Source organism: Streptomyces termitum, from assembly GCF_014650175.1.
Classification (GTDB): Bacteria; Actinomycetota; Actinomycetes; order Streptomycetales; family Streptomycetaceae; genus Streptomyces; species Streptomyces termitum.
Window position 1 is genome coordinate 64,604 of sequence record NZ_BMUL01000017.1, and the last position, 14,480, is coordinate 79,083.

The 14,480-nt window shown below is 72.2% G+C and carries 13 protein-coding genes and 2 pseudogenes; 7 read left to right on the plus strand and 8 right to left on the minus strand.

Features of this window, described 5'->3' with window-relative positions; translation table 11 throughout:
* Positions 1 to 330: 330 nt before the first annotated feature.
* On the minus strand, positions 331 to 1,428 hold the full coding sequence (gene hisC / locus IE219_RS26170; RefSeq protein WP_189981821.1) for a histidinol-phosphate transaminase: 1,098 nt from the start codon (positions 1,426 to 1,428) through the stop codon (positions 331 to 333).
* Between the two features lie 406 nt (positions 1,429 to 1,834).
* Here hisC and IE219_RS26175 point away from each other — a divergent pair, with 406 nt between their 5' ends.
* From IE219_RS26175 to IE219_RS26185, 3 genes are all read left to right on the plus strand, one after another.
* The gene (locus tag IE219_RS26175) at positions 1,835 to 2,941 is read left to right on the plus strand and encodes a LacI family DNA-binding transcriptional regulator (RefSeq protein WP_189981823.1); all 1,107 of its coding nucleotides are present in this window, start codon (positions 1,835 to 1,837) and stop codon (positions 2,939 to 2,941) included.
* Between the two features lie 338 nt (positions 2,942 to 3,279).
* Positions 3,280 to 4,752, plus strand: a complete 1,473-nt coding sequence (locus IE219_RS26180; protein WP_189981826.1) for a metallophosphoesterase — start codon at positions 3,280 to 3,282, stop codon at positions 4,750 to 4,752.
* 160 nt (positions 4,753 to 4,912) lie between these two features.
* Complete coding sequence (locus IE219_RS26185; protein WP_189981828.1) at positions 4,913 to 5,566, plus strand: hypothetical protein; 654 nt, start codon at positions 4,913 to 4,915, stop codon at positions 5,564 to 5,566.
* Between the two features lie 35 nt (positions 5,567 to 5,601).
* On the opposite strand, the gene IE219_RS26190 is transcribed toward IE219_RS26185, so the two are convergent.
* Both IE219_RS26190 and IE219_RS32340 read right to left on the minus strand, forming a co-directional pair.
* Positions 5,602 to 6,102 carry a hypothetical protein gene (locus tag IE219_RS26190; protein WP_189981831.1) on the minus strand — a complete coding sequence of 167 codons (501 nt, stop codon included), beginning with the start codon at positions 6,100 to 6,102 and terminating at the stop codon, positions 5,602 to 5,604.
* Between the two features lie 89 nt (positions 6,103 to 6,191).
* Positions 6,192 to 6,395 (minus strand): annotated as a pseudogene (locus tag IE219_RS32340) (phosphomethylpyrimidine synthase ThiC); the annotation flags it as partial.
* 54 nt (positions 6,396 to 6,449) lie between these two features.
* Here IE219_RS32340 and IE219_RS26195 point away from each other — a divergent pair.
* Positions 6,450 to 7,562 carry a hypothetical protein gene (locus IE219_RS26195; protein ID WP_189981832.1) on the plus strand — a complete coding sequence of 371 codons (1,113 nt, stop codon included), beginning with the start codon at positions 6,450 to 6,452 and terminating at the stop codon, positions 7,560 to 7,562.
* A 10-nt stretch (positions 7,563 to 7,572) separates the two neighbouring features.
* Here IE219_RS26195 and thiC read toward each other — a convergent pair whose 3' ends face one another.
* Positions 7,573 to 9,405: a phosphomethylpyrimidine synthase ThiC gene (gene thiC, locus IE219_RS26200; protein ID WP_189981834.1), complete on the minus strand. Its 1,833-nt coding sequence runs from the start codon at positions 9,403 to 9,405 to the stop codon at positions 7,573 to 7,575.
* A 215-nt stretch (positions 9,406 to 9,620) separates the two neighbouring features.
* Here thiC and IE219_RS26205 point away from each other — a divergent pair, with 215 nt between their 5' ends.
* Positions 9,621 to 11,105, plus strand: coding sequence for a YibE/F family protein (locus tag IE219_RS26205; protein ID WP_189981836.1), 1,485 nt, complete (start codon positions 9,621 to 9,623; stop codon positions 11,103 to 11,105).
* A gap of 248 nt (positions 11,106 to 11,353) precedes the next feature.
* On the opposite strand, the gene IE219_RS26210 is transcribed toward IE219_RS26205, so the two are convergent.
* From IE219_RS26210 to IE219_RS26225, 4 genes are all read right to left on the minus strand, one after another.
* The gene (locus tag IE219_RS26210; RefSeq protein WP_189981839.1) at positions 11,354 to 11,794 is read right to left on the minus strand and encodes an SsgA family sporulation/cell division regulator; all 441 of its coding nucleotides are present in this window, start codon (positions 11,792 to 11,794) and stop codon (positions 11,354 to 11,356) included.
* Positions 11,795 to 11,934: 140 nt separating this feature from the next.
* A complete protein-coding gene (locus IE219_RS26215) occupies positions 11,935 to 12,708 on the minus strand; it encodes an IclR family transcriptional regulator (RefSeq protein ID WP_308434046.1) in 774 nt (257 codons plus the stop codon).
* A 281-nt stretch (positions 12,709 to 12,989) separates the two neighbouring features.
* Positions 12,990 to 13,208, minus strand: a complete 219-nt coding sequence (locus IE219_RS26220) for a DUF5326 family protein (RefSeq protein WP_189981841.1) — start codon at positions 13,206 to 13,208, stop codon at positions 12,990 to 12,992.
* Positions 13,209 to 13,494: 286 nt separating this feature from the next.
* Positions 13,495 to 13,812: a cupin domain-containing protein gene (locus IE219_RS26225; RefSeq protein WP_189981843.1), complete on the minus strand. Its 318-nt coding sequence runs from the start codon at positions 13,810 to 13,812 to the stop codon at positions 13,495 to 13,497.
* A 50-nt stretch (positions 13,813 to 13,862) separates the two neighbouring features.
* Between IE219_RS26225 and IE219_RS26230 the strand changes: the two genes are divergently transcribed.
* Both IE219_RS26230 and IE219_RS26235 read left to right on the plus strand, forming a co-directional pair.
* Positions 13,863 to 14,240 carry a phage holin family protein gene (locus IE219_RS26230; RefSeq protein ID WP_189981845.1) on the plus strand — a complete coding sequence of 126 codons (378 nt, stop codon included), beginning with the start codon at positions 13,863 to 13,865 and terminating at the stop codon, positions 14,238 to 14,240.
* Positions 14,241 to 14,251: 11 nt separating this feature from the next.
* Positions 14,252 to 14,455 (plus strand): annotated as a pseudogene (locus tag IE219_RS26235) (arsenate reductase/protein-tyrosine-phosphatase family protein); the annotation flags it as partial.
* Positions 14,456 to 14,480: the final 25 nt, after the last annotated feature.

A 14,480-nucleotide genomic window follows, 5' to 3' on the forward strand; every position in this document is an offset into this window, starting at 1 on the left:
ATGACTCATACGAAATGCGTACTGGAGAGGGGGGGGCCTGTACCGCCGGTCACACTCTTCCCCGCGACTTCAACGCATCGTTGAACTCGCGGCATGCTCCTTCGGATACGCCTGACACGGCCGGCTGGACACACCACGGCCACCCTCGACGAGACCCCCACCGCCGGCGCCCTCCGGGACGCCCTGCCGATCGCCTCCACCGCCCGCACCCGGGGCGGGGAGGTCCACTTCGACACCCCGGTCCCCCGGGGCGGGGCTTGCCGGCCGGCAAGCCCGTGCAACCCGCCCGGCCCCGCGCGGGGCCGGGCGCGCCGCGTGACCCGCGCCGGGTCAGAGGCTCTGACGGAAACCCTCCGCCGCCTTCAGGAACAGGTCGTTCGCCTCGGTCTCGCCGATCGTGACGCGCACGCCCTCGCCCGCGAACGGCCGCACCACCACGCCGTGCCGCTCGCACTCCGCCGCGAAGTCCGCGGTCCGCTCGCCGAGCCGCAGCCAGACGAAGTTCGCCTGGGTGTCCGGCACGGTCCAGCCCTGGGCCACGAGCCCCGCGTGGACCCGCTTGCGCTCCGCCACCAGCGAACCGACGCGCCCGAGCAGCTCGTCCTCGGCCCGCAGCGAGGCCACCGCCGCGTCCTGCGCCAGCTGGCTCACGCCGAACGGCACCGCCGTCTTGCGCAGCGCCGCCGCCACCGGCTCGTGGGCGATGGCGAAGCCGACCCGCAGCCCCGCCAGGCCGTACGCCTTGGAGAAGGTGCGCAGCACCGCCACGTTCGGCCGGTCCCGGTAGAGCTCCACGCCGTCCGGCACCTCGACGTCGCGCACGAACTCCTTGTACGCCTCGTCGAGGACCACCAGCACGTCGGAGGGGACCCGGTCGAGGAAGCGCTCCAGCTCCGCCCGGCGCACCGCGGTGCCCGTGGGGTTGTTGGGGTTGCAGACGAAGATCAGCCGGGTCCGGTCGGTGATCGCCTCGGCCATCGCGTCGAGGTCGTGCACCTCGCCGTCGGTCAGCGGGACCCGCACCGAGGTGGCGCCGCTGATCTGGGTGATGATCGGGTACGCCTCGAAGGAGCGCCAGGCGTAGATCACCTCGTCGCCCGGCCCGGCCGTGGCCTGGAGCAGCTGCTGGGCCACGCCGACCGAACCGGTGCCGGTGGCGATGTGGGAGACCGGCACGCCGAAGCGCTCGGCCAGCTCCGCCGTCAGCCCCGTGCAGGCCATGTCCGGGTAGCGGTTGAAGCTGCCGGCGGCGGCCAGCGCGCTCTCCAGGACGCCGGGGAGCGGCGGGTAGGGGTTCTCGTTCGAGGACAGCTTGAAGGCGACCGGACCGCCCGCGGCGGCCGGCTTGCCCGGCTTGTAGGTGGGGACGCCGTCCAGCTCGGCGCGCAGCTTGGGGCTGCCGGTGCTCGTCCCGCTGGTCTCGCTCACAGTGTGGCCTCCTCGACCGTCCGTACCGCCAATGCTCCTCACCTTATGAGGATTCCGGCCCGGTGCGAATGGGCTGTGGACAACAGGCCCGCAACACTGTGGACGACGGTCCCGCGCGACCCCGTCCGACCCCCTCGGAAGAACAGGGGGGCGCGCGACCGGGTGGCGCGCGCCGGTGGCGAGCGCCGTGGCGCGCGTCCCCCGTAGAGGTGAGTTGAGACCTCTTCGAGACCTCTGCGCCTCTCCGGGCCCATCCCTCCCTGAGCCGCAACATCATACGAGGAACCCAGCAACGGCCTTTGAAAGAAAGGCTTTTACCTCACTTCGATCATGCAGAAACGTACCTGTCTGTCTCTGCATATGCGGCCGCCCGGCCCACCCCTCATCGCCCTACTATCGGCTCGCCATGACAGCAGCAGGGAAGCACCAGGTGAGCCGGGCACAGACCCGGGGAAGCCGGCAGGGCCGGGCGGGCATCCGGGACGTCGCCGCCGCCGCCGGGGTATCCATCACGACTGTCTCCGACGCGCTCAACGGCAAGGGACGACTCCCGGACGCCACCCGGCGGCACGTGCGCGAGGTCGCCGACCGGCTGGGCTACCGCCCGTCCGCCGCCGCCCGCACGCTCCGCACCGGCAAGTCGGGGCTCATCGGCCTGACCGTGACCACGTACGGGGATGAACCTTTCACCTTCACGGAGTTCGCCTACTTCGCGGAGATGGCGAGAGCGGCCACCTCGGCCGCGCTGGCGCGCGGCTACGCCCTCGTGATCCTCCCCGCGACCTCACGCCATGACGTCTGGTCGAACGTCGCCCTCGACGGCACCGTCGTCATCGACCCCTCCGACCACGACCCGGTCGTCACCGAGCTCGTCCGCCAGGGCCTCCCCGTCGTCTCCGACGGGCGCCCAGCCGGCACGCTGCCGGTGACCGCCTGGGTCGACAACGACCACGAGGCGGCCGTCCTCGACCTCCTCGACCACCTCGCCGCCGCCGGGGCGCGCCGCATCGGCCTGCTCACCGGCACCACCACCGACACCTACACCCGCCTCTCCACCACCGCGTACCTCAACTGGTGCGAGCGGGTCGGCCAGGACCCCGTCTACGAGGCGTACCCGGCCCACGACCCGTGCGCGGGCGCCGTCGCGGCCGACCGGCTGCTCGCCCGCCCCGACCGGCCCGACGCGGTCTACGGCCTCTTCGACCCCAACGGAACCGACCTCCTCGCCGCCGCCCGCCGCTACGGGCTGCGCGTCCCGGACGACCTGCTGCTGGTCTGCTGCAGCGAGTCGACCGTCTACGCCACCACCGAACCGCCCATCACCACGCTCTCGCTCAAACCGCGCCGCATCGGCACCGCCGTCGTCCAGCTCCTCATCGACGCCATCGAGGGGATCGAGAACGACGGACCGGTCGAGCAGGTGATACCGACCGAGCTCATCGTCCGCACCTCCTCGCAGCGCCGCTCGCCGCGGACGACGGTCAGCCCGCCCCGCACGCCCACCCAGGACTGACGGCACCGGGCCGCACCGAGCGGGATGCGGCACCGGGCGTGGCCGGGCCCCGGAAGAACCCCTTCCGGGGCCCGGCCGCGCCCGGGAACGGAACGCCGTCCTCGTCCCTGCCCGTGGGCGAGGAGGGCGAAACCGGCCGCCACACCGGACCCGACCCTGGACCGGACCTTCTCAATTCGGGCGAAACAACCGGTGAACCCGGAGCGAACCCGGATTCACCACCCCTGGTGCGTCACACAGGCGGACCCTCATTCCTATGATGGGCGCACGACACCGCGGACCCCCCGACCAGGCCGGTCCGCGATGTGCAGGGCATCGCGACGGTGGTGGAGGGGTCGATGACTCAGGGGGCCGGGCAGGAGCCCGTGGAACGAACGGCGACATTGCGTGACTTCCGCGTGCCGCCGTACGCCCGCGTGCCCGTACAGGGCCATGCCGCGGAGCCGCCCTCCGCGCCCTCCGATCCCACGCTCCACCTGGGCACCCGCCCGGCCGCGTTCCCCGCGCCGGCCGCCGCCCACCCGGAGCCCGCGGCACACGCCGCGCACCCGGAACCCCCGGCGGGCCCCGCACCGGCCGCCCCTCCGGAGTTCCCGGCCGGTCACGCGCCGGCCGCCCACCCGGAGCCCGCGGCGCGCCCCGAGCCCGCCGCGTACCGGGAGCGGGCCGCCTACGCCGAGGCCCCGGCGCACCCCGCGCCGGCCGCCCCGCACGAGCCGGCGCCCCGGGCCGAGCCGGCCGCCGCCGCGCCCGTACCCCCGGCCGCCCCCGTGCACGCGCCCGCGCCCGCCCCCGTACAGACTCCCGTGCGGGCCGTCGCGGGTGACTCCGGGCACCCCGGGGCCGGCTATCCGGCGGACGGGCACTCCGACGGCTTCCCGGACGGCTACACGCCGACCGAGCGCGACCTCCCGGTCATCCAGCGCGGCGACACCGTCCAGGTGCCCGTGGTACCGACCGCCGCCCCGGCGCCCGCCGCCCCGGGCGACGGCCCCGGCCCGCTCTACGTCGTCGGCGACGTCCACGGCTACCTCGACGAACTCGTCGCCGCCCTGCGCGCGCAGGGCCTCATCGACGAGAACGGCGGCTGGGCCGCGGGCAACGCCCGGCTGTGGTTCCTCGGCGACTTCACCGACCGGGGCCCCGACGGCATCGGCGTCATCGACCTCGTCATGCGCCTCTCCGCCGAGGCCGCCGCCGCCGGCGGCTACTGCAAGGCGCTCATGGGCAACCACGAGCTGCTCCTCATCGGCGCCAAGCGCTTCGGCGACACCCCGGTCAACTCCGGCGCCGGCACCGCCACCTTCCAGGCCGCCTGGCTGCTCAACGGCGGGCAGAAGCACGACATGGACCGCCTCCAGGACGTCCACCTCCAGTGGATGTCCCGGCTCGACGCCGTCGTCCGCGAGGACGACCACCTGCTGCTGCACTCCGACACCACCGCGTACCTGGAGTACGGCGAGACCATCGAGGACGTCAACGACACCGTCCACGAGGTCCTCACCCGCAACGACGCCGACGAGGTCTGGGACCTCTTCCGGAAGTTCACCAAGCGCTTCGCCTTCCGCGACGAGGCCGGCCCGCAGGCCGTCCAGGAGCTGCTCGGCACCTACGGCGGCTCGCGGATCGTGCACGGCCACAGCCCGATCCCGTACCTCCTCGGCCAGGTCGGCACGGAGGACGGCGAGGAGGACTCCCGCCCGGTCGTCGACGGCCCCCACGTCTACGCCGACGGGCTCGCCATCGCCATGGACGGCGGCGTGACCATGGCCGGGAAACTGCTCGTGGTCCGCCTCCCACTGGGGGCCTGAGCCTCACCCTGCGCATCCGGCGGAGGCGATTTCCCGAAACCCCCTGTCAGCACGCCCGGTCACGGCCCTACCATCGGTTCCCCCTAGGCAGGCTTCTCCTCCGCTTCCGCCCGGACCGGCGCCCTTCCGCGCCCGGTCCCGGCCTGACGAGCATCGGGGGATGCACATGAACGTGGCTCCGCATCTGCTGACCGAGGACCGCGCCGAGTACGAACGGGTCCTCGACGAAGCACTCGGCTCCGCCCGGGAACGGCCGGAACTCGCCGGAACCGGCGGGCGGCTGACGCCCGCCCAGCTCCGCGCCATGGCCCTGAACGCGACGGCGCTGATCACCACGGCGGCGGCGGCCGAGTACGAGCACTTCGTCAAGGTCCGGGAGGAGAACCGGGCCGCCTCCAACCGGCCCCGGGCCGCCGGGCCCGACGAGTCGCCGGGCGCGGTCGCGGTGCTGACCGTCCTCGTCCCGGTGCTCGCCGGGACGGCCGCCGCGATCTTCCTGCTGGTCGGGGCGCTGGTCCACGTGATCGCGCCGCGCGCCGCGCTGGGCACCACCCTGCTGACCGCCGGACTGGCCTTCGGCGCGCTGGCCGCCGCCGGGCTGCTCTGCGCGGGCGCGGGACTGCTGCTGACCGCGCTGCGCAACAGCCCCGCCGAGGTCAGCGGCGCCCCGGCGCCCGAGGACGAGCTGGCCCTCGCCCGCGCGGCCTGGCGGCACGCCCTCCTGGAGCAGGGCGTCGTGCCCTTCCTGCACGCCGCCCTCGCCGCCACCGCCCCCGACCCGGCGGAACCCCCACCGGACCCGGCCCTGCCCTGACGGCCCCGGTCGGACCCCGCCGGATCCGGCGGCCCCTAGAGGTGGTCGAAGTACCGGATCCACCAGTTGGCCCGGTCCCCGGGGCGGTACGCGGCCAGGGGGCCCGGTCCGTCGTACGGGCGGGTGAGCAGGCTCTCGGGCACCGGCACGTAGCCCAGCTCCGCGAGGGCGCGTTCGACCTTTCGCAGGTCGGCGGCGTCGAGCGCACCCGCCTCCACCGCCTCACCGGTGTCGTCGTAGACGCCCGGCCGCTCGGCGGCCACGACCGCCATGGAGCCGCAGTTGCTCACCGAGACGGTGATCCGCTCCCCGCCCGCCGCGGCCTCCGCCGGCACCGCGACCGTGGCGTGCAGACTCGCGTCCTGCACCCCGCGGTCGGCCTCGCAGCGGGTGCCGAAATCGGCGTCCAGCCTGGCCACGAGCCGTTCGAAGAGCGCCCGCGTCGCGGCGTGGTCGTAGCCGCGCGGGCGCTCCAGGAACACCGGATCGTCAAGGCGGCGCAGAAGGGCGATCAGCTCGGCACGGCTGTACGTCATGCCCCCATCTTGGTGGAACCACCGCCCCTGCGGGCCGGGCCCGCACCCCGGACAGGGGCGCGAGCCCGGCTGTGGGACCGGATGCCGGGTCACTCCGCCAGCGGCAGGTACACCCGGTTGCCCGCCGCGGCGAACTCCTTGGACTTCTCCGCCATTCCGGCCTCGATCTCGGACGCCTTCAGGCCGCCGCCGTGCTCGCGCCGGATGTCCTGCGAGATCTTCATCGAGCGGAAGCGTGGACAGTACGAGCCGCACCGGGCCCCACCCGCCGCCTCCGCATCCGCTGTGACGTCCTACGATGCATCGGTCCTCCGGTGGATCCGGATCATCGTGCGGCAAGGGATTCCATGCGCCTGTCCAGCTACGTCAGGAAGGCCGCCATGGGCGTGGCCGCGATACCCCTCCTCGCCGGGTGCGCCGGGGAACAGGGCGCGGGCGGGGCCGTGGAGCGGGTCGCGGAGAATCCCGCCTCGGAGCAAGCCGTAAAGAGGCCTGCCTCCTGGACGGACCTGCCGGTGCGGACCGGCGCACGGGACGTCGTCCACCGGTCGTACGAGGTCAGGATCACGGTCAAGAGCCTGGTCCGGGGTTCGGAGGAGGACATGCGGGGCGCGCGCGTGGACGGGGAGCTGAAGGGCATGGTCCCCCACTACCTCACCTTCGAGGTCACCAACACCGGCCGGAAGGAGATCCCCGACGCCTACATGGTGGACAGTGACCTCGCCCTGAACGGCACCGACTGGACGCGCGGGGAGAAGGTCTACGTCAGCGGCGGCAGGCCGGGCGGGGTCGACCTGCCCTGCGCGGACACCGCGCCGAAGACGCTGGCGCCCGGCGACTCGTACGACACCTGCGTGGCCTACGCGCTGCCCGGGGGTGTCGGCGTGCTGTCACTGACGCACAACGCCGACGGCTACCTCGACGAGGGCGGCCCGGTCGCCACCTGGCCCGTCGAGGGCGGCCTCAAGGCGGCATCCGCCGGGCTGGCGGAGCCGGACGACGTCGTCCGCGTCCGGTGGGACGCCGGCGAGAATGGCGTTCTCACCGGCAAGGACGTCCTCGAACTGCCCGCCAAGCTGGTCTCCGTACGCCGGGGCAGCGCGGCCGACCTCGCGGGCCTGGACCTCGACCTCAACGAGAACGAGCGGCGCGGCGTCCCGTACTACGTGTCGGTCAGCTACACCAACACCGGGACGAAAGACCTCTACGCCGACCAGGCCGACCACGTCCGCCTGCTCACCGAAGGCGGCCGGCAGATACGGGGGAAGACCTCCTTCGTCCTCGACACGAAGATCCCCGGCTGCCCGTCCGACTGGGTCGCCCGGATGATCCCGCCGGGCGACAGTGTGACGGAGTGCAGCATCCACCTCGTGACGGACAACGGCGACAAGCCGTTCGCGGTGGGCTTCGCGGAGGCGGGCCGGCCGGGACTGGTGACCTGGCGAGCCCCCCTCCGCTGAGGCGGCCGGGTCAGCCGGCCGAGCTGCCGCCCGTCTCCGCGAGCGGCAGGTAGACGCGGTTGCCCGCTGCCGCGAACTCCTTGGACTTCTCCGCCATTCCGGCCTCGATCTCGGACGCCTTCAGGTCGCCGCCGTGCTCGCGCCGGATGTCCTGCGAGATCTTCATCGAGCAGAACTTCGGACCGCACATCGAACAGAAGTGGGCGGTCTTGGCGGGTTCGGCCGGGAGGGTCTCGTCGTGGAACTCGCGGGCGGTGTCCGGGTCGAGGGCCAGGTTGAACTGGTCCTCCCAGCGGAACTCGAAGCGCGCGTCGGAGAGGGCGTCGTCCCACTCCTGGGCGCCCGGGTGTCCCTTGGCCAGGTCCGCCGCGTGCGCCGCGATCTTGTAGGTGATGACGCCGGTCTTCACGTCGTCGCGGTTGGGCAGGCCCAGGTGCTCCTTGGGCGTCACGTAGCAGAGCATCGCCGTGCCCCACCAGGCGATCATCGCCGCGCCGATGCCGGAGGTGATGTGGTCGTACGCGGGCGCGACGTCCGTGGTCAGCGGGCCGAGCGTGTAGAACGGCGCCTCCTCGCAGATCTCCTGCTGAAGGTCGATGTTCTCCTTGATCTTGTGCATGGGGACGTGCCCCGGGCCCTCGATCATCGTCTGCACGCCGTGCCGCTTGGCGATGGTGTTCAGCTCGCCGAGCGTGCGCAGCTCCGCGAACTGCGCCTCGTCGTTGGCGTCGGCGATCGAGCCGGGCCGCAGCCCGTCGCCGAGCGAGTACGTGACGTCGTACGCGGCGAGGATCTCGCAGAGCTCCTCGAAGTGCGTGTAGAGGAAGTTCTCCTCGTGGTGCGCCAGGCACCAGGCTGCCATGATCGAGCCGCCGCGCGAGACGATGCCGGTCTTGCGGCGGGCGGTGAGCGGCACGTACGGCAGGAGAACGCCCGCGTGGACGGTCATGTAGTCGACGCCCTGCTCGGCCTGCTCGATGACCGTGTCCTTGTAGACCTCCCAGGTCAGCTCCTCGGCACGGCCGTCGACCTTCTCCAGCGCCTGGTAGAGCGGCACGGTGCCGATCGGCACGGGGGAGTTGCGCAGCACCCACTCGCGGGTGGTGTGGATGTTGCGGCCGGTGGAGAGGTCCATGACCGTGTCGGCGCCCCAGCGGGTCGCCCAGGTCATCTTCTCCACCTCCTCCTCGATGGAGGAGGTGACCGCGGAGTTGCCGATGTTGGCGTTGACCTTCACCAGGAACCGCTTGCCGATGATCATCGGCTCGATCTCCGGGTGGTTGACGTTGGCCGGGAGCACGGCGCGGCCCGCCGCGATCTCCTCCCGCACGACCTCGGGGGAGACGTTCTCCCGGATCGCCACGTACTCCATCTCCGGGGTGATCTCCCCCCGGCGGGCGTACGCGAGCTGGGTGACGGCCTCGCCGGTACGGCTCCGGCGCGGCAGGCGCGGGCGGCCGGGGAAGACCGCGTCGAGGTTCTTGAGCCCGCCGCCGCGCGGCGAGGTGTGCTTGATGCCGTCGTCCTCGGGGCGGACCGGGCGGCCCGCGTACTCCTCGGTGTCGCCGCGCGCGATGATCCAGTTCTCGCGCAGCGGCGGCAGGCCCCGCCGCACGTCGGTGTCGACGGCGGGGTCGGTGTACGGACCGGACGTGTCGTAGAGCGTGACGTCCTTGCCGTTGGTGAGGTGCACCTGACGGACCGGCACCCGGAGGTCGGGGCGGGAGCCCTCGACGTACCCCTTGTGCCAGCCCGGCGTGCGCGCTCCCTGGCCGGTCGGGTCGTTCGGACCGGTCGGGTCGTTCTGCTCGGAGGCAGGCGTGCGTGCATCCTGAAGGGTCATGAGACCTGATCTCCCTACGCCGGCATTACCCGGTAACAGGTTCGGCGGTCGGCGCAGCCTCTTCCCGTACGTACGGCGGTCGTGCCCGCGTACGGTGATCAGCGCCCTCTCAGCCCGGTGCTCCGAGCTCCCGCGTGTGCAAAGGTGCCACCACGCTAGCGCCCTCCCGGGCGTGCTGAACAGTGGGCCCCCGGCGTTCTTGCGATGATCCCCCGGTGACGTCGACGCAGCAGACCCCCGATCCGCACGCTCACGGACCCGCCGGCGGCGGTCCCGACCACGGCCCGTCCGGCGGACACGGAGGCGGGCGCGGAGGCGGGAGCGGAGGCGGGGAGGACGACCACGGCGGTCACGGACACGGCGGGCACGGACACGGACAACACGGCGGTCACGGCGGGCACGGGCACAGCCACAGCCATGGGCCCGCCGCCCCCGTCTCCCGGCATCTGCGCCGGGTCATCGCGGCCATCCTCATCCCGTTCGCGACCGCCGTGGCCGTCGGCCTGGTGGTGCTCTGGCCCGGTGGCGCGCCGCCCCACGAGCGGACCGGGGTCGGTTTCGACCGGCAGACCGAGCAGGGCGAGGTCGTGGCGGTCGAGCGGGTGGACTGCAAGGCCGTGAACGCCGGTCAGGTGCCGCCCACCGGCGACACCTCCACCCCGCAGGGCCGCGAGGCGGTCAACGCGCAGCAGGGGCAGTGCGAGAAGGCGACCATCGAGGTCACCAGCGGCCCGGACGCGGGCCGCCGGTTCACCGAGATCGTGCAGCCGGACGCCCCGCGCCGACTGGAGGAGGGGCAGGGCGTGGTGGTCGCGTACGCCCCCGACGCCCCGCACGACCTCCAGTACTCGGTGACCGACGTCAACCGGAAGGTGCCGATGGCGGTGCTCGCCGCCCTCTTCGCGGTGGCGGTCGTGGCCGTCGGACGGCTGCGCGGCCTGATGGCGCTGATCGCGCTGGCGGTGAGCTTCCTGGTGCTCACCCTCTTCATCCTGCCCGCGATCCTGGAGGGCTCGAACCCGCTGGTCGTCGCGGTGGTCGGGTCCAGCACGATCATGCTGATCGCGCTCTACATGTGCCACGGGCTCTCGGCGCGCACCTCGGTGGCCGTGCTGGGCACCCTGATCTCGCTGCTGCTGATCGGGCTGCTCGGTTCCGTCTTCATCGGCTGGGCCTCGCTCAGCGGCAACACCGACGACAACACCGGGCTCATCCACGGCCTCTACCCCGAGATCGACATGTCCGGCCTGCTCCTGGCCAGTGTGATCATCGGTTCGCTCGGTGTGCTGGACGACGTCACCGTCACCCAGACCTCGGCGGTCTGGGAGCTGCGCCAGGCCGACCCGACCATGGGTCCGCGCGCGCTCTACCGGGCCGGGATCCGGATCGGCCGCGACCACATCGCCTCGGTGGTCAACACCCTGGTCCTGGCCTACGCCGGTGCGGCCCTGCCGCTGCTGCTCCTCTTCACGGTCGCGCAGAGCAGCGTGGGGACGGTGGCCAACAGCGAACTGGTGGCGGAGGAGATCGTCCGGACCCTGGTCGGGTCGATCGGGCTGGTCGCCTCGGTGCCGGTCACGACGGTCCTCGCGGCCCTGGTGGTGTCGGCCGACCGCTCCGCGCCGGGGACCGGCGGCCGGGCGGGCACGGGCGGCCGGGCGGGCGCGGCCCGGGGCGGACGCCGCCGCCGGGCGAAGTGACCCCGTCCGGGGAGCCCTCGGGAGAGGGGTGAGCCGACCAGGGGCGGTCGGCCGTGGGCGGTGGCCGGTGGGCCGTGGCCGGTGCACGATGCGCGATGCTCGGTGAGCCGTGGGCAGTGGGCAGTGGGCGGTGGGCGGTGGGCGGTGGGCGGTGCGCGGTGCGCGGTCAACCGTGGGCGGTGACCGGTCGGACGTGTGCAGTGGACGGTCACACGTGGGCGCCGGGCGGGACGGCCGGCGCCGCGCGCTCAGGCGGGGCCGGCGCTCTCCTCGGCCAGGATGCGGCCGAGCGCGGCCTCCAGGCTGTCCTCGAAGTCGCCCAGCGTCTGCTCCTGGCCGAGCGGGACGAGCTTGTCCGTGCGGTCGAGGAAGGCGACGAGCGGCGGGGCGCTGGCGCGGAACAGCGCGCGGTCGCCGCCGACCTGGAGGCGGATGGAGACGTCCGAGAGCCCCTCGGGTTCGGTCGGGGCGATGTGCACGTCGCCGTCCCCGCTCGGGCGGTTGATCCCGTCGAGCAGCAGCTCCCGGCCGAACGCCCAGGTGACGGGCGCGTCCCCGGGGAGGTGGAAGGTCATCCGCACCGCGTAGGGATCCCGGGTCTCGTATCGCAGTTCGACAGGGATCTTGAAGGAGAGCTCCTCCGAGACGAGGAAGCTCATCAGGACCTCGGCCTGAACCGACTCTCGCATCATGTACCCCGCACAGTAGGTGGAGCAGTTGTGTAAACACAGCTGCTGAAAGCTGTGACCGAAACGGCCAGGAATGATCCCTCGTGGCCCTCTTGACGCAATCGTGCTGTACGCGCTAGCAGATCACAAGGAGTGATTTTTCAGATACTGATAGAGAGCGCGAAGGAGCTGAAGAGCCCCCCGATCTCACTGCGTAGTCGCTCGATCGCCGGGAGCAACCGTTCTTGCTGGTGGAGCGGGAGCGAGATGGCCAGAGTGGCCGCCGTGGAGCCCACGGTGAGGGGAATCGCGGCACATACGGTGCCCAGCGCGTACTCCTGACGCTCCACCAGGGGTTCCATTCGCCCCAAACCGTCCAAACGGTCCAGAAGCATCCGGCGGTTACGCACCGTATATGGAGTGAGGGCTTCGACCCGGTGACGGTCCAGGTGGTCTTGACGGCTTCTCTGATCAAGTTGGCCGAGAAGACACTGCCCGATCGCGTGAGCGTGACCGGTCTCGCGGAAGTCGGCCCACTCCTCCACGGCGGGGGCGTTCGCGGTGTCCGCGACGGCGATCAGTTCGATCTCGCCGTCGCGGTAGAGGGCGAAGTAGACGGGTACACCGATCTCGTCGCGCCAGCGCGCCAACGAGTCCTCGATCTTGGTGCGACGATTCTGCACGGCTCCGCCGCGGGCCAGCCGTGCGGCGGCCTCCCCAAGATGGAACGCACCCTTGTCGCGGAGCAGATAGCCCTCGTGCGTCAGGGTGCGGAGAAGGTGGTACGTCGTGGGCAGCGGGAGGCCCGTCTCCCGGGCGAGCTGCTTGGCGGGGGCGCCGTCCGGGTGGGAGGCCACAGCCTCCAGGAGTCTCAGCGCCCGCTGCACCGAGCCGATCAGCGTCGGTGCAGCCGCTGTCTGCGAAGCGATGGCCAAAGGTCACCCCCAGGCGTGACACGGACGCGTACGCATCCGTGCGCGGGGGCCGCCCCCGCGCATCCGCCGGGCCTTAAACACCGAGGGGGTCCGATGGACGGACCCCTCAGGGACGAGCGGGAAGCCGCTGGTCTGCCGGAGATCTACACCCGTAGTCCCCGAAACTCGGCGGAGAGCTGCCACTCTAGTGGCTCGCCCTCCCCCTCCCCCCGTTTCCACCAGCGCGTTCCCCCTGCCGGGCTAACGCCCGGCGGCGGCTTCGCACCGAGGAGCCGCCGGGACTACCAGTCGCCGCCGGACCTCGACGACGAGGTGAACTTCCGTACGACGTAGATCAGTCCGGCGACGAGCGCGACGAACAGCAGCACCTTGAACAGGAGGCCGACGACGAAGGTGAGGAGGCTGGTGATGATCCCGCCGAAGACGAGCAGGACCAGAACGGGTATGGCGACCCACTTCACCCACCACGGCAGTCCCGCGAGAATCTCCTGTACGGCCATGGTTCTCTCCCTCTGTCTCGGATCCCCGTCCGGAACCCTCCGTGCCGGACACCTCCAGGCTAGGACGGATCCGGGTGCCCGTGGGACCTCCGGGGCCCGGGCTCTCCCCTGATCCGACCCCTAGGGGAACCGGGGATTCACCCCCGAGAACCCCGGTCCCGCCCCGGACCCCGGGCACGGACACCGGGGCCCACCCGGGCGCGGGCACCGGCTAACCCACCCGGGCGCGCGTACCAAAGCGGTCCGGGCCCGGGCACCGGAGCCGTACCGGATCCCGGTACCGGTCTCAGCCCTCGGGCGGCGAGAAGACCACGAGCACCCGCAGGTCCTCGCTGATGTGGTGGAAGCGGTGCGGCTCACCGGCCGGCACGTAGACCACGCTGCCCCGCGCCACCTGCGTCGTCTCGTCCCCGACCGTGATCGAGGCCCGCCCCGACACCACGAAGTACACCTCGTCCTGGCCGTGCGGCGACTGCGGGTCCAGCGCGCCCGCGTCGAGCGCGTACAGCCCGACCGACATGTTCCGCTCCCGCAGGAACTGGAGGTACGCCCCCTGGTTCGCGGCGCGCTCCGCCTCCAGTTCGTCCAGCCGGAATGCCTTCACTGCCGTTCGCCCCTGCCCTAGGCCCGATCGTCTCTGCCACGATCAGACACATGAAGAATTTCGTAGTCAAGACGCTGGCCAACGCGGGCGCCCTGGCGGTCGCCATCTGGCTCCTCCAGGACATCACACTGACCGGCGACAGCACGAGCAAGAAGGTCGTCACCCTGCTGCTCGTCGCCCTCGTCTTCGGGCTCGTCAACTTCCTGGTCAAGCCGATCGTGAAGCTCCTGACGCTGCCCCTCTTCATCCTGACGCTCGGCCTGATCACCCTGCTGGTCAACGCCCTGATGCTGCTGCTCACCTCGTGGCTGGCCGACCAGCTCGACCTCAGCTTCCACGTGGAGGGCTTCTGGACCGCCGTCATCGGCGGCCTGATCATCTCCGTCGTCTCGTGGGCGCTCAACGTCATGCTCCCGGACGGGGACTGACCACTCCCCCCATGGCCTATCGCGTCCGCACCGGGAACATCTGCCGCTCCCCGATGGCCGAGCACGTCTTCCGCCGCCGGGTGGAGGAGACCGGCCTCGGCGGGGCGGTCGAGGCGGACAGCGCGGGCACCGGCGGCCGGTACGAGGGCGACGGCGCGGACCCCCGCACCGTCGCCGTCCCGGAGGAGCACGGCCACACCTCCGCCCGCGTCGCCGCGATCAGCGACGCCCTGCGAGGGG